Annotated in this window: 12 protein-coding genes; 7 read left to right on the forward strand and 5 right to left on the reverse strand. The window is 61.8% G+C overall.

Features of this window, described 5'->3' with window-relative positions:
- The first annotated feature begins 114 nt into the window (after positions 1 to 114).
- A complete protein-coding gene (locus AB7M32_RS03975) occupies positions 115 to 4,728 on the forward strand; it encodes a dermonecrotic toxin domain-containing protein (RefSeq protein ID WP_454249134.1) in 4,614 nt (1,537 codons plus the stop codon).
- A 218-nt stretch (positions 4,729 to 4,946) separates the two neighbouring features.
- On the opposite strand, the gene pdxR is transcribed toward AB7M32_RS03975, so the two are convergent.
- Positions 4,947 to 6,491 carry a MocR-like pyridoxine biosynthesis transcription factor PdxR gene (gene pdxR, locus AB7M32_RS03980; protein ID WP_454249135.1) on the reverse strand — a complete coding sequence of 515 codons (1,545 nt, stop codon included), beginning with the start codon at positions 6,489 to 6,491 and terminating at the stop codon, positions 4,947 to 4,949.
- A gap of 100 nt (positions 6,492 to 6,591) precedes the next feature.
- Here pdxR and AB7M32_RS03985 point away from each other — a divergent pair, with 100 nt between their 5' ends.
- From AB7M32_RS03985 to AB7M32_RS03995, 3 genes are read left to right on the forward strand one after another with little or no spacing between them, the layout of a single operon-like run.
- Positions 6,592 to 7,233 carry an FMN-binding negative transcriptional regulator gene (locus AB7M32_RS03985; protein WP_454249136.1) on the forward strand — a complete coding sequence of 214 codons (642 nt, stop codon included), beginning with the start codon at positions 6,592 to 6,594 and terminating at the stop codon, positions 7,231 to 7,233.
- Positions 7,234 to 7,235: 2 nt separating this feature from the next.
- Complete coding sequence (locus tag AB7M32_RS03990; RefSeq protein WP_454249137.1) at positions 7,236 to 7,682, forward strand: N-acetyltransferase family protein; 447 nt, start codon at positions 7,236 to 7,238, stop codon at positions 7,680 to 7,682.
- A 10-nt stretch (positions 7,683 to 7,692) separates the two neighbouring features.
- Positions 7,693 to 8,367: a GNAT family N-acetyltransferase gene (locus AB7M32_RS03995; protein WP_454249138.1), complete on the forward strand. Its 675-nt coding sequence runs from the start codon at positions 7,693 to 7,695 to the stop codon at positions 8,365 to 8,367.
- 54 nt (positions 8,368 to 8,421) lie between these two features.
- On the opposite strand, the gene AB7M32_RS04000 is transcribed toward AB7M32_RS03995, so the two are convergent.
- Both AB7M32_RS04000 and AB7M32_RS04005 read right to left on the reverse strand, forming a co-directional pair.
- Positions 8,422 to 13,371: a hypothetical protein gene (locus tag AB7M32_RS04000; RefSeq protein WP_454249139.1), complete on the reverse strand. Its 4,950-nt coding sequence runs from the start codon at positions 13,369 to 13,371 to the stop codon at positions 8,422 to 8,424.
- Between the two features lie 176 nt (positions 13,372 to 13,547).
- Complete coding sequence (locus tag AB7M32_RS04005; protein ID WP_454249140.1) at positions 13,548 to 14,447, reverse strand: homocysteine S-methyltransferase family protein; 900 nt, start codon at positions 14,445 to 14,447, stop codon at positions 13,548 to 13,550.
- A 114-nt stretch (positions 14,448 to 14,561) separates the two neighbouring features.
- On the opposite strand from AB7M32_RS04005, the gene AB7M32_RS04010 reads away from it, so the two are divergent.
- From AB7M32_RS04010 to AB7M32_RS04020, 3 genes are all read left to right on the forward strand, one after another.
- The gene (locus tag AB7M32_RS04010; protein WP_454249141.1) at positions 14,562 to 15,383 is read left to right on the forward strand and encodes an ABC transporter substrate-binding protein; all 822 of its coding nucleotides are present in this window, start codon (positions 14,562 to 14,564) and stop codon (positions 15,381 to 15,383) included.
- Positions 15,380 to 16,213: an amino acid ABC transporter permease gene (locus AB7M32_RS04015; protein ID WP_454249142.1), complete on the forward strand. Its 834-nt coding sequence runs from the start codon at positions 15,380 to 15,382 to the stop codon at positions 16,211 to 16,213. The genes AB7M32_RS04010 and AB7M32_RS04015 overlap by 4 nt, the downstream gene beginning before the upstream one ends.
- A gap of 418 nt (positions 16,214 to 16,631) precedes the next feature.
- Positions 16,632 to 18,737 (forward strand): autotransporter domain-containing protein, encoded by a 2,106-nt coding sequence (locus AB7M32_RS04020; protein WP_454249143.1) that lies wholly within the window; start codon positions 16,632 to 16,634, stop codon positions 18,735 to 18,737.
- A gap of 197 nt (positions 18,738 to 18,934) precedes the next feature.
- Here the strand turns inward: AB7M32_RS04020 and oadA are convergent, their stop codons facing one another.
- Positions 18,935 to 20,743, reverse strand: a complete 1,809-nt coding sequence (oadA, locus tag AB7M32_RS04025; protein ID WP_072407549.1) for a sodium-extruding oxaloacetate decarboxylase subunit alpha — start codon at positions 20,741 to 20,743, stop codon at positions 18,935 to 18,937.
- A gap of 13 nt (positions 20,744 to 20,756) precedes the next feature.
- On the reverse strand, positions 20,757 to 22,172 hold the full coding sequence (locus AB7M32_RS04030) for an acetyl-CoA carboxylase biotin carboxylase subunit (protein ID WP_025216234.1): 1,416 nt from the start codon (positions 22,170 to 22,172) through the stop codon (positions 20,757 to 20,759).
- Positions 22,173 to 22,307 lie beyond the last annotated feature (135 nt).

A 22,307-nucleotide genomic window follows, 5' to 3' on the forward strand; every position in this document is an offset into this window, starting at 1 on the left:
TTATCCCCGTCCCATACATAGTTACCACCTTCCCCGTTTTGAGCCGCCCTAGCATGGAAAACCCCGAGCGTTTCGCTCCGGGAACGCCATGGATCACAAGACAGGGAGACTCAGATGACATCTACGTCGATCACCGGGCCCAAAGCCGACCCCAAGGAAGCGGTTTACAACCAGTTGCTCGCAGGGCCCACTTATCCAGAGGTCGCGGCCGTGCTCCTGCGCGATGGCCTCAAGAGGCTCTACCCCACGCTCAACCTCGACCCGCACAATACCGTGGTGGGCGAGCCGGCCTGGGACATTGTCGATGACGAAATCGTGCGGCGCCCGACCCGCTACGAAACCCTTAGCGAGATGCTGGCCGGGCTGGTGAACGAAAAAAGCGACCCGATGCTGTTGATCGAAGGCTTGCACTTCCTGACCCAATTGCCGCTCACCGAGCCGCCAGTGCATTTGCCGGTGCGCATCGACCAGATCGGGCGCCTGCTCAACGAACTGGTACCGGCCATGCTGACGGCCTGTCAGGAGCAGCAACTGGCGTATTGGAATGCGCCGCAGGGCGAGTCCGGCCCACTCTGGCATGAACTCTCCAGCACCCTGCGCAAGGCCTGGGACGTCGGGCGCATCAAGGGCTGGACGGCCACTGAATGCGCCATGGCCCGGCAATTGTTCCATTACCCCGACCGCAAGGACCGTAAGGACAACGACCCTTATGACAGCCACGCGTACCTGATCGACATCGATAACGTCGATGGCCCTGAGGTCAGACGCCTGGGTGACAACTCGCTCGTGGTGCTGACCGGCACCGTCGATAAAAAGGAAGTCATCCTGGCCTACTCGCTCAGCAACGGTTATGAGAAGTTCGATTCACGGCAGGCCCTGGGGAAATCCTTGCCGTCCCACTTCGCTCCGGCCAGCTACCGGAAACTCCAATGGCGGCTGTACGAGCCCGACGGCAATATTTTCGATTACAAGGCCTGCGGGATAATCGCCGAGCAAGTCACGATCCTCGGGACCTTTCCGCAAACATGGGCGACCTACGAAAACACTTCGTCCCCGGCCAACGGCGAAGAAGCGGACGACGACGCCCTCGTGGCCTGGTTCCAGAAGCAAATGCCCGATTGGTTGCTGGGGGCCTCGCCGTCCGACCAGATCCTGTTCGCCCAACACATGAAGAACCTGTCGATCTTGAATCAGGTCCATGCCGGCAAAACCTACCTGGATGAGATTCCTCCCCTCAAGGAATATGCGCTCGGCCTGCTGAAAAAGCAGATGGTCTCGGAACACGCCGACGCCTCGAAGCTCGACCTGGACGCCATCGAGATCGAGGTGCGCAGCCCCGTGGTCTGGGGCAGCTTCGTGGTGCCCGGCAAGATCGAGACCACCCGGTTCAGCCTCGTCGAGCTCGCCTTGCAAAACCTCATCGCCCTCCCCCTTGGCGACAAGGTCGTCAAGTTCGTGGACGACACCGAGTTGCCCGATTGGATGACCGTCGAGTACGTCGAGAACCTCATCACCCAGGTCGACATCGGCCGCGTTTACCCCGAGCTGATCAAGCACAAGCTGCTCGACGATCCGGCGGAGTCGAGCCGCCGCGAAAAGCTCTACACCGCCCAGTTACGCATCCAGCTGCCGATGCTCGCGCTGGAATGCAAGATCCGTGGCGTGGGTCACCTGGACGATCGGGGCTACCGCTACGTCGCCGCACTGATGCAGCTCGAAGAAGCCAATCGCAAGGTGGACGGAAAAACCATCGTCCTGCGCAAGCTGGCCTTCGTGCCCGAGCTGCAACTGGGCGACGCGGAGGATGTCGTGGCCAACATGTTCATCATCGGCCCCGAGGATTCGAACGCCGGGCCCTGCCTGCTGTATCGCCCCATGATGGAGCCGCAGTTGAGCCAGTACCCGGCGTTCAGCAACCTGTTGTACGCGATCCGGCAAACCCCTTCTTTGCGTCAATCGGTGCTGGCGTGGTTACCCGATGGGGTGCGCGAGGATTACGGCCGGTTCGTTTTTCCCGACGTGCTGCCCTCTCCTTGGAGCATCGTGGCGTTCGCGGTCGCCCCGTTGACCTCATTGGCCAATAGCGGCCCCGTCAGGTTGACCGACAAAAGCCTCGGGGCGGATTTCCTGCCGCCGTTGTTCAAGGCCAACGCCGATGCCCTGGTGGAGCTGGCCGATCGGCAAGCGGTGTCCAACCGTGAAAATCGTTGGGAGACCTTTAAGCGAGCAGGCTGGCTGATTTTCAACCTGGCCCTGCCTTACTTGGGGACCACCGTCGGCACTGCAGCCTGGCTCTGGCAGATCATGGACGACATCGACAAGCTGTCGCAGCGCAGCGACGAAGCCAATCGCCCGGCCAAGTGGGAGGCGTTCGCCGACCTGTTGTTGAACATCGCACTGGCGATCATTACCCACGCCATCGACCGCGCCAGGGCCGCCAGGCGTCCAAATCGGGCACAGGCATCGAAGGAGGTGCGCGAACTGGAGAGCCTGCCAAAACCCAAGCACGAGCTGGTGATAGAACAGCTCGAACCATTGTCGAGCACGGCGCTGCCGACCGAACACTACGAGGCCATCCGTTCCAGTGGCGCCTTGATGGGACGCTCGAGGGAAAGCACCCGGCTCCTGGACGCCTTGAGCATCGACGAGCCCGCAGAGTCCGGACAACTCCAGGCCGAAGGCGCGCTGAAAGGGCTCTACGAACGAAGCGGGGACTGGTACGCAAAAATGGCGGGGAGCTGGTTCAAAGTAAAAGTCGAAGGCGAATCGGTCTCTATCCTCGACGGGAAAGATCCCACCCGCGAGGGCCCCTCCCTGATCAATGATACGCACGGCACATGGCATATCGATACGCGCCTTCGATTGCGTGGCAGCGGCTCCAAAGGCGTCCGGCAAAAAGTCATCGCCGACGCGCAACGGCGCCGGACCGATCTGCTTGCCTCCTTGAACCGCTTCGAAGAAAAGAAGCCGCAGAACCAGAAACTGCTGACCATGCAAGCCAAGGAAATGAACGAGGCTGCGGGGCCGGCCAAGGAAACAAAGCGCGACGAATATGTCGACCTGCTGAAAACACAGCGGGAAAACTACGAGAAGGCGTTGCGGACATTGATGGAATGGCCGCTCTTCCAGTCAAGGCCCGACTACGCTCGCACCCGGCTGGGTTACCTGAACGCGCAGATCGATTTCACCTTCGCCGAAATGGAGGCGCTCCAGGAACGATTCATCCCGGCCTTGACCAAGGCCAAGGGCATGATCACCTCCGGGGTCGAGGTGCTGGAGCAACAGCACATCGATGCAGCCGAGAGCATGATCAGCATCGGCGACCACATGATCGAACGCCTGGACTATATGGAAACGCGCTTCACCGAGCTGAAGACCGTGGGCTACGAAGGCTTCGAATTTATCCGCCGGCACCGTAAGAAGATGCCGCTCTATACGGGCGCCGACCTTCGTATGATCAAGCTGGATATGTATCGCCATCTCTGCCTGTCGCTGGAAAGCGTCGAGTCGATGCCCGAAGGCTGGGAGGCGCTCAACCAGGTCGTCGATAACGCCACGGTGGCGTTCCAGAGCCTGCGTGACGCGATCGATGAGCGAAGCGTGATCCGGCTGGACGAGCGAATCGATGCATTCGGCAGCCTGGCCGAACAGTTCGTGGCCATCGGTGAACATCTCCAATACCTGGGTAACGAATACAAGGGCAGCGTGCAGCCGTTACAACTGGCGCGACTGCGCTCAGGGATCGCCACGCTGGAGCAATGGACGCTGCGTCATCTGGGGGCGGCCCTGGATGAACGAAAGGATCGGCGCAGTTCGGGGTCGCCTTATGAGCAACGACCCAGGCCCAGGAAGAAATTCATCCGGGCGCGTTTTTGGGGCCTGGTCAGTGGCGAGCCTCGCTTGTCCAAGTTCATGGAGGAAACGGACTGGGTCGATGTGAAGAAACCATTTTCTGGGGAGATCATCGTCACGTTCCACCGCAAGGAAACCGGCGAATGGATTCCTCACATGAAGCCCGATGCTGCACCGGCCGCTGTGCCGGCCTTGAACATCAGCGTCGCCAAGGGCACTGACCTGATCAACGGCCTGGCGGCGTTCAAGGCGCAGATCGCAGAAACCGCAAAGACCCCCAACCAAACGCCCACCGGGCTCGGGATGATCCTCAACGCCCACGCCGGCAGGATGGAGAAAATCAGCGCGGCAATCAAAAAAGCGCTCGACCAGGCCCAAGGCGTGGCCTCCAACGAAACGCTCGAACTGCCGACAGAGCAACGGCGCGCGGCCGAAACCTTGCGCGGGCAGCTCGAAAGGGAGTCGAGCGCCCTTTACAGCCTGGGCTTCGAGACGGTCTTGAATCTCATCAAGCAACGCCCGCCGACCATGAGCAGCATCCTGTGGCTCAAGAGCCGGAACCAGATTTCCATCACCAAACAAAAGAGCCGTCAACGCATCAAGACCCCGCCCTACGGCTATCTCGACCGGTACGAGATCAAGGACGTGAAGACCAATAAAACCCTCTGGTTCGCGGATTTCCGTTACTCGACAAACTGGGTCCCCGCCTACGCATTTCTTTCTGCACGCTTGAAAACCATCGAACAAGCCGGTCAAGCAGCCCTCGATGTCGAAGACACCCAGTCCCTCACCCAGCGACAACTGGTCGACCATTACCGCAGCGAAATTGCCGTGGACCAGGCCAAGGAAGTGTTCTTTCAAAAAGCCCGCTCATGAACCTAATGCAATTCATTTAAGACAACGATGGACTTGTGGCGAGGGAGCTTGCTCCCGCTCGGCTGCGAAGCAGTCGTAAACCTGTGGGTGCGGTGTGTCTGATGCTGCGCATTTGGCAGGTTTTGGGGCCGCTTCGCGGCCCAGCGGGAGCAAGCTCCCTCGCCACGGGTTTGTCGATTGCCTTAAGTGAACCGTATTACGGTCATGCACCCGGGGCGTCAGGGCCTCCAGGCTTGGGCCAGGCTCGCCAGCGCGGTCGCGATCGCCGTGGGCGGGACCGCGGCGAATCCCAGCACCAACCCGCCGTGGATAGGCGTGGTGGTGCTGGGCAACCAGTAGCTGCTCAAGCCATTGACTTCGACCCCCGCCGCCGTCGCCTGGGCAATCAGTTCGCGCTCCCGGGCGAGGCTGTCCACCGGCACCGTGACATGCAACCCGGCCACGACGGTCGGCAAGGTGCCAACCCCTGGAATGTCTTTGGGCCAACCCGCCAGCAGCGCGTCCCGTCGGACCAGCGCGGCCCGCCGCATGCGCCGGATGTGGCGTTGGAAATGTCCGGCGGCCATGAACTCGGCCATTACGGCCTGGGTGCTGACTTCGGAATGGCGTACGTCCACGGCGCGACGCCGGGCGAAGGCGTTGACCAGGCCCGGCGGCAGCACCAGGTAGCCTAGGCGCAAGGCCGGGAACGCCACTTTGCCGAACGTGCCGACGTAGAGCACCCTCCCCTGGCGATCCAATGCCGCCAAGGGCGCCAGGGGCGCGCCGCTGTAGCGGTACTCGCCATCGTAGTCGTCCTCGACGATCCAGCCGTCGTTGCGTTCGGCCCACGCCAGCAGTTCCAGGCGCCGTGGCAGGCTCATGACCACCCCGGTCGGGTACTGGTGGGACGGGGTGACGTAGGCCAGCCGGCAGTGGCTCAACCCACCGAGCGCCGTGCAATCCAGGCCCTCATCATCGACCGGCACGCCCTTGACGTCGGCACCGGCGACGGCGAACGCATGCCCGGCCGCGCGATACCCGGGATTTTCCACCGCCACGACGTCGCCCGGGTCCACCAGCAGCTGTGCACAAAGGCTGATGCCCTGTTGTGCACCACTGGTGATCACAATTTGTTCAGCCGTGCAGTGCAGCCCTCGGGAGCTGCGCAGGTAAGCGGCGATCAGCCCGCGCAAGCGCGCATCCCCCTGGGAATCGCCATAACACAACTGTTGCAGATCCGGCTTGCGCCAGAAAGCCGCGTTCAGCTTGGCCCAGACGTCGAAAGGGAACAGATCGAACGCCGGCACACCGACCCTGAATGCTCGCGGCGGGCCACTGGGCGGCTGGGGTAAATGGTGGTTTTCGACCCGATTCAAGGCATCGCTGTGGATAACTTTACTGGATGGAACCACAGGCAAATCGAGCCAATCTGTGGATAAGGCTGTGGGTAAGCCTGTTGAAAACCCTGTGGATACTTTTGTGGATATGTTTTTCAGCGGCAGGGTCGTCGAGGACAGTTTCGCCACATAAGTGCCGTCCCCTACCCGCCCTTCGATGAAGCCCTCGGCGTAGAGTTGGTCGTAGGCCCGCACCACGCTGTTGCGGGAAATCGACAAGGCCGCCGCCAGGTCACGGCTGGCCGGCAGGCGCGTGCCGCTGGCCAGGCGTCCGTCCAGCACCCGGGCCCGCAACGCCTGGTAAAGCTGGCGGCTGAGCCCCTGGCGGCGGTCCAGCTCGATGCCGGCAGGGTTGAACGACAGTGGCGGCACGACGTTGTGCATGACAGCCCTCGCGAATGGACCTATCGAATTGGCCGGAAGTGGCTCTTACAACAGACCAATAGCCTGCCTAGGATGCTCGCATTCGCCAAGGAAAATCATCATGTACAACCCCAAAGCCTTTGCCGTCGAAGACCTGTCCCAGTTGCACCAGATGATGGGCGATTGCCGCTTGGCCGTGCTGGTCACCCACAGTGAACACGGTGTGCAGGCCAGCCATCTGCCGCTGTTGCTGGACACGCAACAGGGGCCGAACGGCACCCTTTACGGGCACATGGCCCGGGCCAATCCACAATGGCGCGACTTGGAAGCCGGCGCCGAGGCCCTGGTGATATTCGCCGGTGCCGAGGCCTACGTCAGCCCGGGTTTCTACCCGAGCAAGGCCGAACACGGCAAAGTCGTGCCAACCTGGAACTATGTGGCCGTACACGCCTACGGCAACGCTGAGGTGTTCAGCGACGCGCAGCGCCTGCGCAACCTGGTCGGCGCCCTCACCGACCGCCACGAAACCGCTCGCGAGCAGCCGTGGAAGATCGATGATGCACCGGCCGAGTACATCGACAGCATGCTCAAGGCCATCGTCGGCTTCGCCCTGCCCATCCAGCGCCTGGAAGGCAAGCGCAAGCTCAGCCAGAACCGCAGCCCCGCGGATGCCGCCGGGGTCCGCAGCGGCCTCGCCGCCAGCCCCGACCCGCAGGACCGGGCCCTCGCCCACCTGATGCCTGAACCATCGTCCAAGGAGTGAACATGAGCCAACTCGACATCCGCCGCGTCAGCGCCGACGATCACGCCGCCTGGCTGCCGTTGTGGCAAGCCTACCTGCGCTTCTACAACACCGAACTGCCGGAGGCGGTCAGCCAAAGCACCTGGCAGCGCTTGCTTGATGAGCATGAACCGACCCATGCTGCCCTGGCCTGGAAGGGCGACACGGCGGTGGGCCTGGTGCACTTTATCTATCACCGTTCGAACTGGAGCATCGAGAACTCCTGCTACCTGCAAGATTTGCTGGTGACGCAACAGAGCCGTGGCACCGGTGTGGGTCGCCAGCTCATCGAGTTCGTCTACGCCACCGCCAAGGCCGATGGCTGCTGCAAGGTGCACTGGTTGACCCACGAAACCAACGCCACGGCGATCCAGCTGTACGAGCGCATCGCCGAGCGCCCAGGCTTCATTCAATTTCGCAAAGCCCTTTAAGGAGCGCCCCATGTCGTCTTCACTCGCTGATTGGAAAGGTGTCCCGGCGCCCTCCGCGCAATTGCTCGAAGGGCGTTTCATCCGCCTGGAAAAACTCGATCCGGCGCGGCACGGCGACGGCCTGTGGCAAGCCCTCGAAGGCCCCGGGGCCGACCCGAAACTCTGGGATTACTTGCCCTATGGCCCGTTCAAGGAGCGCGACGCGTTCGATGCCTGGCTGAACAACCACGCCGCCAACACCGACCCGTATTTCTTCAGCGTGATCGACCGCGCCAGCGGCGAGGTGCAGGGCATTCTCAGCCTCATGTCCATCGTCCCGGCCCAGGGCCGCATCGAGATCGGCCACGTGACCTTCGGCGCACCGATGCAGCGCTCGCCGAAAAGCACCGAGGCGGTCTACCTGTTGGCCAAGGAGTCTTTCGCCCTGGGTTACCGCCGGCTGGAGTGGAAGTGCAACAACGGCAACGCTCGCTCCAAATATGCCGCCGAACGGCTGGGATTCACGTTCGAAGGCGTGTTCCGCCAGCACATGGTGGTCAAGGGCCAGAACCGCGACACCGCGTGGTATTCGATGCTGGATTCGGAATGGCCCGCTATTGGCGCCGGGTTCGAGCGTTGGTTGAGCGACGAGAATCAAAGCGAGGGCAGCCAGGTGCGTAGCCTGGCGGAGTGTCGCTCAGCCTGATGAATGATCGCCACCGCGCATACGTTCACGGTGGCGATCGTTCAAGACGGCCTATCAGGCCTCAGGCGGTTTCCTCGTGGCCAGGAAGGGCTTGAGCACCTCGGGCGTCACCCCTCTTCGGGCAAACGGCCAAGCCCATTGCGGTATGGCCCCATGGGCGTTCACATAACTGGCGAAATCCAATCGGCCGTGCCCCGCAAGCCCTCCCGAAAAATCGAAATTGTAGAGGAAGTACTGGGCTTGCCTGTCGCTCATGTTGTAGGCATCCAAAATCAGCCGATGCGCCCGGGCCTCGTCCTGGGTCAGGCTGTCGATCAAGGCGCTCGCGAACGTTAACTCGCTGTCGAGCGACCCGGGTCGGCCCAGCACGAACCGGATGTTGTCGTTGCTGAAGTGCGGCCCCATCAGATCCTGCCAAATGGTCCTGGCGCTTGCGCGCGTGATCCCGCGCATGGCGAGAATGGACGACCACAGGTCCGGCCTGTCGAACAGGACAGCGATCCGGCTATTGGAAAACGGCTGCCCCGGTGCATTGAACAACCTGGCGACAGCAGACAAGTCGCTGTCCCGGACGTATCGGGCCTCCAGGATAAAGCCGGAGAACTCCAGCAAGGCCTGCCGATGCGTGAACAGGTTTTGCAGATTCCAATCATCGAACGGCTGCATCCAACGGATATCGATGCTGCCGTAAAGCTCCAGTTCGTCATAACGGCCCGTGAGATATCGGGCAATGAGGTCAAGCCGCGCATCGGATAAGCCAGGGGTGCGTATCCATTGCGAAAGCAGGTTCATAGGGAACAGCCCGCCCAGGTTGGAAGCGATCAAGGGCGACCTGAGCAGGATGTTCGCCCGCCTCGACAAGATAGGGAATCGTTCGAGGGCAACGGTGAGCAGGTCGACCAGATCCTCGGCCCGGTCGTATTGGATGAATTGCGCCAACAGATCTTCATCGTCGAACAGGCTGCGGCCGGTTTCCTCCTTAAACCTTGTCCCGACCTTCTTCAAGTCTCCGCTGTCCACCAGATAGGCACCGTTGAGCGTGTTTTCGAGCTGCTCTTCGCTGAGATGACCATGCACGGCCTGGTCGTAGCGGACGTACGCCATGCTGTTCTTGGGGTGGTGATCGGTCAGGTCCCGGGCCTTGACCCCGTACTCGAGCATGATATGGAGCACGTCCTGGGAGAACATGAGGAATTCATTGCTGAGCAGTTCGGCCACTTCCGTAGGCACGACAGGCGCCAGCAGCGTGTCCTCGAAAAAGCTCCGCAGGGATTGATCGTTCTGGGTGTAGTAGGGAATGCTGCTCAGCACCGGTCGCCCCGGAGCCCGGGGAGACACGAAGCTGCCGATGTAGCGCAGTATTTCCGGCGGTAACGCAGCGTCCGATGCCTGGTTCAATACCCTGCGCGCCATGTCGTCTGCATGCAGGTGCAAGAGCCTCAACAACGGTTGAAACAGGTTATGCGGGTTGCGCACCCCGTAGACAATCTGGCTCAGGTCGAATACCGCCCCTTCGCCCAACAGGTTCTCCAGGGAACGTGCGTTATCGGCGAGCGCTTGCTGCAGGCCGGTGGGCTGCCTCACCAGGTAATTGTTGAGCTCCGGGTGCTGATCGATGTAGGCGGCGGCTTCATTGCGCAGCCCCTGCATCGAAAACCTCGGCTGCGCCTGCCCCTCGTTCAATCCCCGCGCGACGGCGTTGAAGAAGCAATCGCCGTCGGCCGCGAACGTGACGTCCGTATTGTCAGCCAGCCTCAATGTGTAATGGTTTTGCCCCGTGCGTATCAGCACCACGTCCGTGCTTGACCTGAGCGGATGCGCGCCCGATGGGTAGCTGCTTTCGTACTGCCCTGGGGTGAAACGCACGGTCCAATCCCGGTGCCCATGGCGTCGGTCGATGATCAGCAGGCTGCGATTTCGCGGCCAACTGGCAATGCGGGTGATGAATGAGGGCACCAGTTCCATGATCTGGACGTCCCATACCCCTGGCGTACGGATCAGGTCGGAAACGACGCGAAGCGATGGCGCCGACCGTTTGGGGTCTGAGGGGCCCGGTTGGGGAGAGCCTTGCGACGGCCGCTTGCCTCCTCCGCCCAGGCCAGATCCCACGGCGCGCCACTCGCCATCGGGCCCACGGGCCACGGTGCTCCTCATCACCCCGCTGGAGCGGATGCTCAACCCTGTGGCCGGGTTGACGATGGTGGCTTCGGTGGCCTTGAGCGGCGTATGGTCATGCACTCGGAACACCGTCCCATCGGGTTGCCGTACATACACCTGGCGTGTGACGCGGCCCATGGCACCATCGGTGATGCTGGGGCGATAGAAGCCCCCGGCATCCGCTGGCACCCCACGGAGCAACGCGGTATCCGTCACGGCATAACGACGATACAGCGCGTCCTCCAGGGGCAAGCCGAGCAGCGCTTCAGTCGAGTTCTGCCGAGCCGCTGCCGGCAGGAAAGTCCCCTGGCCTCGCACCTTGAATGGCACACCACCGAGGCCTGGCAACCGACGGGTGTTCGCCACCGTGTGCACGAACATCAGCGTGTCCAGATGCGTGGGCACGGCACCGGTCTTGAGCACCAGCAAGCCCGTTTTGACCGCACGCGCCAGCATCTGGAAACCGGGGATGAGCAACAGGCCAGCCAGGTCCATGACCAACTCCACCACCATCATCGCCAGCCTCAAGGCGGTCTGGTGGCTGATATCCCGGTTGCTGTTGGAACGGTGATCGGCATGGGCACTGTGGAAATTGACATGGGCCCGATGAAAGTCCTCGAGGAAATTGCCACTGATCAGGAACCCTCGGACCATGGGGCGACCGCGATGCTGCCCCAACGCACGCTTGATCTCCTCCGAGTCGAGGGTGGACATGCGCGAACGGAAATACGTGCGCCATTCTTCTTGCTGCAGCAACCCTGTGACGCCGTCGCTCAGGTCCGAAAACTCCTGGAAGTCATCGCCATGAGGGCTGTCCGGGAAATAGACGCCTACGGTTCCCGTAATCTGCGGCCCCGGCTGGTCTGAAAGAATCAGCACACCATCGATACTGATCGCGTTGCCCATCGTACCGTGCTGCAAACCGACGGTGCCGCCCAAGAGCAGTCCGTAGACGCGCACACTACGCCCGCCGACCGCTGCGCGCTTGGCGGCGGTGGGCGATTGCAGCACGGCCTCCAGCCAGCCCGCGACGAGCTTCTGCGCCTTGGGTGGGCTGACGTCGGGATTGATCACGGTCGCCTTGAACACGTCGTCGCCCCGCAGCCCGGCCGCGTAGCCTTTGAACTCCAGGTTGGCCAGGTACGCCGCCTGCCAGGCCGCCTTGTATTGCGGCGCGTTCATTTGTTCGCGAAGCAGGATTTCATAGCGGCCACCGGCATCGATGCTCGACGCCATCCGGGCCAGTTCGCTCCCGGTCACCGTGATCAGGAAACCGCTTGTCGGGTGCCTGACACGTTGACCATGCCAATCGACCAGGTCAACGGCCGGCACTTCTCTCATTGCGTTCGGGTACTGCGGTGCACGCAGATTATCGAGCATCAATTGCGTCACGCTGCTGGTCCGGCATTGCCTCGGGTTGGCCCGGTCGCCGAAGAACAGCTTGACCATGGTCCGGTCCGGATCCGGCTCTATGCGCGGGTGGATGGTTTGCTGAAGGTATTGCCGGATCTTCTGGCGAGTGAACTGCACCAGCGTCGGGACACCGCTGCCCAACGCGTAGACAGCCTGTAATACCCGGTCTTCGAGCTGGCGGTAGCGGGTCTGTTCGGCCCGTGTCGCGGCTCTATAGAAACCCGGGCGACGATTGTCCACCAAGGTTTCCTGGCGGGCCGCCAGTGGCCCGGTCAGTGACAACATGGGCAAGCCAAGGGCAGCTTCCGTTCGCTGGGCAAAGACATCCACCGGCACCGTTGCGTTGTCCGGCGCAGTCAACACCGCCTCCAGGGCGGCACTTTGCATCTGCAGCAAGTCCGCTGCCGCCACCTCGAACACAGGCCCGGCCAGTTCAGAGGACATATCCCGGATCGAGCGTTCCTGGCCCTCGTGGAGCGGACGGACGTTGTCGACGAGATCCTGGAAAGAATGAAATCGCTGCAGCCCGCGTTCCAGGGAATACAGGAACAACGAGGGCCGATCGGTGAACTTGATCACCATTGCCGCGGGCCATTTCTGCGGCAAAGCCGTGCCCTGGTCGAGCAAGACGGCATAGACGTGGGGAATGGGCGCCCGTAGCAGCCGGCTTCTGTCAGCCTGGGAGGGATGGATGGTGATGAGGTCGAGCAGGCGATCGTCATCGGCCTGCTGGATGCGCGCAGCTTGGGTGAGTGCAGCGGCAGGATCCCGATCCGCTTTATACAAATTGAACAGGTGCAGGAATCGTTGGGCAAGCAATTGGGCGAGGACCGCTTCAGCCGTGGACGGTGCGGTCGCCTCGCTGGCGTCGCCCCGGTTCTTGCCAAGGCGAAAGCGCGCCAGTTCGTCACGAAACTGACGTTTCAGCCGTTCGTTCGCCGTGGGTCGGGAAATGTGGAACACCGACGCCAAGGCCCGTAGCGTCTGCGCGTCCGGTTGCTGGGCAAATACGCTGTCGGCCTCCTCCAGCGAGTCCGGACGGGTGAAGAAGCCGACGCCACCGTTCGCGAAGTCAGGCGCCGTGTCGCTGAGCAAACCGTTGCGCAGGACATCGGTGAAACGCTCCGAGGACGTCAGGGCGCGATCACCGGCCTGGTCCGTGGTAAAGCGGTTCACGTAGCAGTTATCCGGATCGATGTCCGCGAGCAGCGATGGGCGGAATCTGTCGGCGGGAATCTTCGTCTTGAGCAGGCTGACCAGCAGGTTCCCTAGCACCCCGTCGAACGTGGGAAGGCCTGCAAACAACTGAGTGAGTTGAATCTGGTTGTTGTCCAGCAACTCCAGTTGCCTGAGTTGCACCCTTGCCTGGGCACTGAGCGGTTCGCCCTGGGGGACGACGGCGTTGGCCGGATCGCCTTTGGAGAAAGTAGCCATCTGAATGGTCCGGTTCTGATTGAAGAATCCGGACCCTATCGCGCCGTCGCCGCCCAAACGGCATACATATTTATAGCGTGGCTAGGCAGCCTGGCGAAAAACGTAATCCAACGTGTCGCCCTCTATCCACGGCCGTGGGGCTGGCCTGGCGTGAGGGCAGTCACCCGCCAGACGGCTCAGCCCAGTTGCTGTGCCAATACCGCAATATGCTCCGGCCCGATCCCGCAGCAGCCACCCAAATGGCTGGCCCCGCGCTTGCGCCAGTCCGCCGCCCATTGCAGGTAACCCGGTGGATCGAGGTCTTCGCGCAACGGGTCCAAGCCGTCGTTGGCGGTCGCTTCTTTGGGTTGCGGCGGAAAGGCGTTGGCGTAGGCCCCGATGTGGATCGTCACACCCAGGCGCTCGAAGGTATCGCGGGCAGCGTCAATCGCCGCGCCGATCACTTCCGGCTGGCTGCAGTTGAACAGCAGCACCTCGACGCCCAGTTCGGCCGCCACCGCCGCGGCGTCCGCCACCGGTTCACCGGAGCGCAGGCGCGGCACTTCATCGGTGTCTTCGTCTTTCAGGGTGAACGACAGCCAGAACGGCTTGCCGTCCTTCGGCAGGCCGGCGTGAATCGCCCGCGCTTCGACCGTGGAGCTTTGGGTCTCGGCCAGCCACAAATCGATATGGGGGGCCAAGCCGCTCACCAGGGGCGCCAACAGTTCACTGGCGCGGGAAGCGTCGAACAGGTCCGGTCGATAGGAACCGAACAGCGGCGGCAGCGACCCGGCCACGCGCACCGCTTTGCCTGAGGCCTGTACCGCCCGTTGCGCCAGCTCGCCAGCCAATGCGGCCAGGGCTTGGCCTTCGGCGGCGAAACGCGCTTCGCCAATATGGAACGGCACCACCGCATAGCTGTTGCTGGTGATCACGTTGGCGCCGCTGGCAATGTAGGCCGCGTGCACGGCCTCTACCGCCTGGGGCGCTTCGCTCAAGGCCAGGGCCGACCACTCGGGCTGTCGGAACGGCGCGCCCCGGCGTTGCAGTTCGCGGCCCATGCCGCCATCGAGAATGACTGTCGTTGCTGCGCCCATATGCGATTCACTCATAAGCTTATGAAAAATACTCACTACCGGAGTTGTTCTTATAACTATTTAATACGCACCATACGGTTAACTACAACTTATTTTTCTACCCAGGGACTTTCCGTGAAATCACAACCATTGCTGGCCCTGGGCCTGACATTGCTGGCCGCCTCTTCGCAAGCGTTTGCCGGTGCCACGCTGGATCGCATCGAACAGAAAAAAGAACTGGTCGGCGTGTTGATGGAAAGCTATCCGCCCTTCTCGTTTCTCAACGATCAGAACCAACTCGACGGGTTCGACGTCGATGTGGCCAAGGCCGTGGCGCAGAAACTGGGGGTGAAGCTGCGCCTGGAGACGCCGTCCTGGGACGTGATCGCGGCCGGTCACTGGAGCGGACGCTATGACATCTGCATCTGCTCCATGACGCCGAGCAAGGCCCGCGCCGAAGTGTTCGACTTCCCCGTGCAGTACTACGCTTCACCCGCGGTGATCGTGGTCAACGCCAAGGACGACCGTATCCACGGCGCCAAGGACTTGAGCGGCAAGAAGGTCGGCCTCACCAGCGCCTCCAGCTACGAAAGCTACCTGAACAAGAACCTGGTGATCGAAGGCGCCGAGGATACCCAACTGAGCTATCCGTTCGAGGACGTACAGATCGCCCCGTACGATACCGACAACGTGGCGTTCCAGGACTTGGGCCTGGGCGCCGGGGTGCGCCTGGACGCGGTGCTGACCAACCTGGTGACGGCGCAGCCGCGCCTGACCGAAGACAAGCGCTTCAAGCTGGCCGGCGAGCCGCTCTATTCCGAACCGAACTCGGTGGCCATCGAAAAAGGCGACGCCCAATGGGGCAGCAAAGTGCGTGAAGTCTTCGCCCAGTTGAAACAGGACGGCACCTTGAGCAAACTCTCGCAAAAATGGATCGGCGCCGACATCACCCAATGACTTCTTTTCTACCCCCTCAGCCACCGCCATCGGTGGCTGAGTCACGCCTGCAGAAAATTTTCGGTTTCCGCACCCGGCTGTATCTGACCTGGGCGGCCATGCTGGTGCTGTTCGCGAGTTTCTTCCTGAGCTTCGACCTGAAGTTCTCCATCATCCTCGACAAACTGCCGAACCTGCTGGGTGTGCACCTGGCGCCCAATGGCTTCTTGCAGGGTGCGGTGCTGACGTTGTTCCTGTGCTTGTGCTCGATCGTCGCCTCGTCATTGCTGGGCTTCATCACCGCCCTGGCGCGGCTGTCCAGCAGCGCGGTGGCGTTCGGCATCGCCAGTTTCTACGCGTCGTTCTTTCGCGGCACGCCCCTGCTCATCCAGATCCTGCTGATCTACCTGGGCCTGCCCCAACTGGGCGTGGTCCCGGGCGCCATCGCCGCCGGGATCATCGCCCTGTCGCTGAACTACGGCGCCTACCTGAGCGAAATCTTCCGCGCCGGCATCCTCGGCGTCCCCAACGGCCAACGCGAAGCCTCCCTCGCCCTGGGCCTGAGCGAAACCGTGATCTTCTGGCGCGTCACCCTGCCCCAGGCCATGCGCACCATCATCCCGCCGACCACCAACCAATTCATCTCCATGCTCAAGGACTCTTCGCTGATCTCGGTGATGGGGGTTTGGGAGGTGATGTTCCTGGCGCAGTCCTATGGTCGTTCCAGCTATCGCTATATCGAAATGCTCACCACGGCGGCGATCATTTACTGGTTGATGTCCATTGCGCTGGAGCTGATCCAGGCGCGGATGGAGCGGCATTATGGGAAGGCGTATCTGAATAACCGCTGAGCCGTTGCCAGAGTGCCGGTATGACTCACCCGCATGGCCCGGTACAAAAACCTGTGAGAGCGAGCTTGCTCGCGATGACGTCGGCACAGCCAACATCACCGCAGACTGCCTCACCGCTATCGCGAGCAAGCTCGCTCCCACAGGAGGAACGTGTTCATTCCTAACCATGCACCGAGCCTAGACGAGGTGCCTAGTGGTGGGCCATTGCTCCGTCAAACGCCGGTCAAATAGAAAGGTCCGTGCGGGCTGTAAGGCAAAGCTTCGAACCATGAAAGCCAACGAACCGCCACGCTGATCGCAGTACGAACTGCCTACAGATTTCGTCCGCCGAATCCTGCTCGCGGCGAGAAAGTGACTGGCATCGCCGCCGAGGGTGAAATTTTTAAAGTGCGATCTCCTTCATGAGAGGTCGCATTCGATGCCTACCCAACACCTGTTCCTGCCCCAACACCTCGCGCTGGCCATAGCCTTGGCACTTGGCTGTGCCGAGGTTTCGATGGCTCAGTCAGTTGCCGGGGAAACCTTCCCCTTCGAAACAACCGCCGAGATGCAGGCTCGCCTCAAGGCGTTCGCGGATGACCCGGATACAAAGATCGATAGAGTCACCAAAGCCCGGGAAACGCCCCTCTCCAAGGACGACAGCGATGATCTGGTGATTGTCAGCAGGCAGGGCGAACTCGTCGGGCTCACCGACGGCGGTGGCGGTGCCAATGTCTTGCAACTGGAGATCGCCAAAGGCGGCGAGTTAGGCGAGATACGCAATATCCAGGATGTGTATTTGAAGCGAGGCGAATGGTCAAACGGCAAGGATTTCGACAGCCGCAGCCTGATTGATTCGAACGCCAAATTGCTCAACACCGGCCGTATCGGTGGTGCGGTTCACGTTCTGGGTGAGTTCGCTAACCAGGGCTCCGTCGCCGGGCCGGTCTTCGTGGGGAAAAAGGCCAGGTTCAGCGGCAGCGGAACGGTCGACGCGCTGGACGTGGCGGGCTCGATGGAAGTCGGCCCTGACATGGGCGCCCCTTCAGTGATCAACAACCTCAGGCTTTCCAAGGGCGCGACGCTGGTCTATGGCATCGACGCAAAGAAAGGCAGCGCCACGATCAAGGTCGGCGGCACCGCCACCCTGGACAATGCCATCTTGAAAATCGCAGCCGTACCGGGCGAATACATCGACACGAGCAGACACATCGTGATCGACGCGGACAAGGTCGAGGGGGAATTCGGGAAGATCGTCAATGACCTTGCGTTCATGAGCGCTTCAGTGGACTACACCACGGGAAAACAGGTCGGCCTGACCTACACACGTAACAATGTCCCGATCGAACAAGCCGCGACCACTGAGAACGGCCAGGCACTTGCAACCAGCATCCTGGCACCAGTCCCAGAACCCATCATCACGGCAACAGCCCCACAACCGCCTGCCACCGAGCCGCACCCCCACCACATCACACCCAAGCCCGCGGAACCCGCAAAAATCGCCAGCGCCACGCCCACGCCCGCCAACCAACCGGCCCCCAAGCCCAACGCCGCCATCAACGCCCTGCTCGGTAGCAGCCTGGTCACCGCCGCCGATGCCCTCGACCAGTTGAGCGGCTACGACACAGCTGAGCTGGGCAACGCTACCCTGGGCAGTGTCGCCCCCATCAGCACCGGGATACTCGCGGCCATCGGCCAGAACACTTCACAGGGCGCCCATGGCAATGGGCAGGTCTGGGTCCAGGCCATCGGCAACAGTGGCCGCATCGGTAAGCATCTGAACGACTACGCACTAAAGCATTCGACAACCGGTTTGCTGCTGGGAACCGACTGGACGATCAACCCGACTTGGCGCCTGGGGGTCATTGGCGCCAAGAGCGAGACGCGGCTGGACGGTCATCGATTCGATGGCCGACTCGACAGTTGGCATATCGGCGCCTATGCCTTGCGTCAGGATGGGCCGCTGGCGCTACGCCTGGGCGCGGTGTATGGCGATCACGACGGCAGCACCAAACGCCACGTGGCTTTCAACGGTTTCAGCGATCGACTCAAAGGTCGTTACGACGCCAACACGCAGCAGGTCTTCGGACAAGTCGGCTACAACCTGGACGTCGGGCATTTCGATATCGAGCCTTATGTCCAACTGGGCTACCAGCGCTACCAACGCGATCGCTTCACGGAGAAAGGTGGCGACGCGGCGCTGCGGTTCGAGAGCCAGACTCAGGACCACTATACCAGCGAGCTGGGCCTGCACCTCGCCCGCCCCTTCGTTCTTGACCAGGGAGCGCGGTTGACGCCGCGCCTGAATGTCGGCTGGAAACACCTTTATGGCGACGTCCGAGGCAGCTCCCGTCAACGTCTGGTCGGCGGTGGCAAGACCTATACCGTCGAGGGCATCAAGCTGGACCGGGACAGCTTGCTCCTGGAAGCCGGCCTGGACCTGGCCGTTTCGCCACGACACACATTGGGGGTGAGCTACAAGGGTGAAACCGGCCAGGACAATCGCAACGGCGCGCTGATGGGGCAGTGGCGGATGATGTTCTGACTATCCGGGTGATAGCGCCGCCATTTCTGTGGGAGCGAGCTTGCTCGCGAAAGCGTCGGCACATTCAACATTTTTGCTGGCGGTCACACCTCTTTCGCGAGCAAGCCCGCTCCCACAGGGGGACCGCGCAAAGCCAGGTAAAAAAAAGGGGAGCACATGCCCCCCCGAGGTTAAAGCGTTGTATCGAGGCTGTTAACTCAGCCTTCGATCTCGATCAGGATCTCGCCCGGGTTGACCCGGTCGCCCTTGGCCACATGAATGGCGGTGACCTTGCCGGCGATGGCCGCCTGCACTTCGGTTTCCATCTTCATGGCTTCGGTGATCAGCACCGCTTGGCCCGCCTTCACCACGTCACCCTCCTTGACCAGGACATCGACGATGTTGCCCGGCATGGTGGTGCTGACATGACCCGGCGCAGTGGCTTGCTTGCGCTTGCTGCTGCCGCCGCTGACAAACTCATTGAGCGGTTCGAACACGACCTCTTCCGGCATGCCATCGATGGACAGGTAGAAGTGACGCTTGCCTTCGGCCTTGACGCCCACACCGGTGATGTCGACGCGGTAGGTTTCCCCGTGAACGTCGATGACGAACTCGGTCGGTACGCCTTCGCCGCCCGCGGAGCTGACGCTGCCCGCCTCGGGAATTGGCAGCAGCACTTCCGGGGTCAGGGTGCCGGCGTCGCGTTCTTCGAGGAACTTGCGACCGATGTCCGGGAACATGGCATAGGTCAGCACGTCCTCTTCGGACTTGGCCAGCGCACCGATTTCGCCACGCAGCTTGGTCATTTCCGGCTTGAGCAAATCGGCCGGACGCACGTCGATCACCTCTTCGCTGCCGATGGCCTGGCGACGCAGCTTTTCACTCACCGAACCCGGCGCCTTGCCGTAGCCGCCCTGCAGATAGAGCTTCACTTCGTTGGTGATGGTCTTGTAGCGCTCACCGGCCAACACGTTGAAGAACGCCTGGGTGCCGACGATCTGCGAGGTCGGGGTTACCAGCGGCGGGAAGCCGAGGTCTTCGCGCACCCGCGGGATCTCCGCCAGCACTTCGTTCATCCGGTTCAGTGCGCCCTGCTCTTTCAACTGGTTGGCGAGGTTGGAGATCATCCCGCCCGGTACCTGGTTGACCTGGACGCGGGTGTCCACTGCGGTGAACTCGCTTTCGAACTGGTGGTACTTCTTGCGCACGGCGTAGAAGTACAGGCCGATTTCCTGCAACAGCTCCAAGTCCAGCCCCGTGTCGAATTCACTGCCTTTAAGGGCCGCGACCATGGATTCGGTGCCCGGATGGCTGGTGCCCCAGGCGAAGCTGGAGATCGCGGTGTCAATGTGATCGGCACCGTTTTCGATGGCCTTGAGCTGGCACATCGCGGCCAGGCCGGCGGTGTCGTGGGAGTGGATGAACACCGGCAACGATTGCTCGGCCTTCAGCGCCTTGACCAGTTCACCAGTGGCATACGGGGTCAGCAGGCCGGCCATGTCCTTGATCGCCACCGAGTCGCAACCCATGGACTCCATCTGCTTGGCCTGCGCCACGAACGCCTCGATGGTATGCACCGGGCTGGTGGTGTAGGCGATGGTGCCCTGGGCGTGCTTGCCGGCGGCCTTCACCGCTTCGATGGCCACCCGCAGGTTACGTACGTCGTTCATCGCATCGAAAATACGGAACACGTCGATGCCGTTGACGGCGGCCTTTGCCACGAACGCCTTGACCACATCATCGCTGTAATGGCGGTAGCCCAGCAGGTTCTGGCCGCGCAGGAGCATCTGCAAGCGGGTGTTGGGCAGCGCCGCGCGCAGCTGGCGCAGACGCTCCCACGGGTCTTCCTTGAGAAAGCGCACGCAGGCGTCGAATGTCGCGCCGCCCCAGACTTCCAGCGACCAATAGCCGACTTTGTCGAGCTTGTCGCAGATCGGCAACATGTCTTCGGTGCGCATGCGGGTGGCGAGCAGCGATTGGTGGGCGTCGCGCAGGATTGTGTCGGTAACAAAGATCTTCTTGGACATGGTCATACTTTCCTTACAGGCCTGCGTGGGCGGCAATGGCGGCGGCGATGGCCAGGGCCAGCTCTTCGGGTTTGCGCTTGATCGAGTAGTTGGTCAGTTCAGGGTGGCTTTCAACGAAGCTGGTATTGAACTGGCCGCTGCGGAATTCCGGATTGCGCAGGATCTCCTGGTAATACGCGGCGGTGGTCTTGACCCCCTGCAGGCGCATGTCATCCAGGGCTCGCAGGCCACGGTCCATCGCTTCTTCCCAGGTCAACGCCCAGACCACCAGTTTCAGGCACATCGAATCGTAGAACGGCGGAATGGTGTAGCCGGTGTAGATCGCCGTGTCGGTGCGCACACCCGGGCCGCCAGGGGCGTAGTAGCGGGTGATCTTGCCGAAGCTGGGCAGGAAGTTGTTTTTCGGGTCCTCGGCGTTGATACGGAACTGCAACGCAAAACCCCGGTGCAGGATGTCTTCCTGCTTGACCGACAGTGGCAGCCCGGAAGCGATGCGGATCTGTTCGCGAACGATGTCGATACCGGTGATCTCTTCGGTGATGGTGTGTTCCACCTGCACCCGAGTGTTCATCTCCATGAAGTACACCTCGCCTTCGGCGAGCAGGAACTCCACGGTGCCTGCATTCTCGTAGCCCACGGCCTTGGCCGCGCGCACCGACAGGTCGCCGATGTAGGCGCGCTGCTCGGGGGTCAGCTGCGGGCTCGGGGCGATTTCGATCAGCTTCTGGTTGCGGCGCTGGATCGAGCAATCACGCTCGAACAGGTGCACCACGTTGCCGAAACTGTCCCCCAGGATCTGCGCTTCGATGTGCTTGGGATTGACGATGCATTTTTCCAGGAACACTTCCGCCGAACCGAATGCCTTGGTGGCTTCGGAGATGACCCGGGGAAAGGCCTGTTCGAGTTCTTCACGACTGTTGCAGCGACGGATACCGCGACCGCCGCCGCCAGACGTGGCCTTGAGCATCACCGGGTAACCGATCCGATCACCTTCGGTCAGCGCTTCTTCAATGCCCGAGACGTTGCCTTCGGTGCCTGGCGTGACCGGCACACCGGCCTTGATCATGCTGCGGCGCGCTTCGGTCTTGTCGCCCATGCGGCGAATGACTTCCGCCGACGGGCCAATGAATTTGATGCCGCGTTCAGCGCAGATATCTGCCAGCTCGGCGTTTTCCGACAGGAAACCATAACCGGGGTGCAAGGCATCGCAGCCGGTTTCCACCGCCAGGTTCACCAGTTTGCGCGGGTTGAGGTAGCCGGCCAGCGGATCGGCGCCGATGCTGTGGGCCTCGTCCGCACGCTTGACATGCAACGCATGACGGTCCGCGTCGGAGTAGACCGCGACCGAGCGAATGCCCATCTCGGCGCAAGCGCGCACGATGCGGACGGCAATCTCACCGCGGTTGGCGATCAGGATCTTTGTTATCAATTGGAGGTTCCCTTGAGCCGGTGATACCACGGCCTGAGGTCCAGGCCGACGCGTGACCAGATGTAACAATTGGTCGCAGCTCCACACTAGTCCTGGCTGTGGATTAACAAAAATGAATAATTATTGGGTCATGCA

It is taken from the genome of Pseudomonas sp. R151218B TE3479 (genome assembly GCF_053629195.1).